The sequence below is a fragment of the Hymenobacter terricola genome, assembly GCF_017921975.2.
Classification (GTDB): Bacteria; Bacteroidota; Bacteroidia; order Cytophagales; family Hymenobacteraceae; genus Hymenobacter; species Hymenobacter terricola.
In genome coordinates this window covers 1-455 of sequence record NZ_JAGEMO020000226.1, presented here as the reverse complement: position 1 = coordinate 455, position 455 = coordinate 1, and the positions used below count along the sequence as shown (strand labels likewise).

1 protein-coding gene is annotated in these 455 nt (G+C 51.4%); it reads left to right on the top strand.

Going from position 1 to position 455, the window contains the following annotated elements; translation table 11 throughout:
* Nucleotides 1-115 precede the first annotated feature (115 nt).
* A partial coding sequence (locus J4G38_RS28345) for a hypothetical protein (RefSeq protein ID WP_226164186.1) occupies nucleotides 116-455 on the top strand: 340 nt, incomplete at its 3' end.

The following is a 455-nucleotide window of genomic DNA, read 5'->3' as shown; positions in this document are numbered from 1 at the left end:
ACGGCAAGATGTCCCAGAGGGACGTCGGTGCAATTGTAGGTACTACGCAAGTAACCGTGAGTAGAGCGATAAGTCAATTCCGACATCGCTTGAAAAATAGATTGGAGGAAACCATATGAAAGAAGTCGCAAGAGTAATCAACCTTGTCGGCAATGCTCGTGGCAACGACAAACTGGCGTTGCTTAAGAAGTATGCTGACACTCCTGGACTTAAGGAGATCCTGAAGTTCATCTACAACCCGTACTGTAAGACGGGTATCTCCACTGCCAAGCTGTCCAAGGCAATGCATAACTGGCCCGTCGGCGTCGGCGCGCGTCGTGACATTACCTGGGAAGCAATGATCGCGCATTTCAAGAAGAATCAGACTGGCGCAGGCCACGATGTTGCTCTGGCACGTGAGTTCATCTGGAACTACGAGTGTTTCCAGGGCCCCGAGGCTAAGGCACTCGCCATTG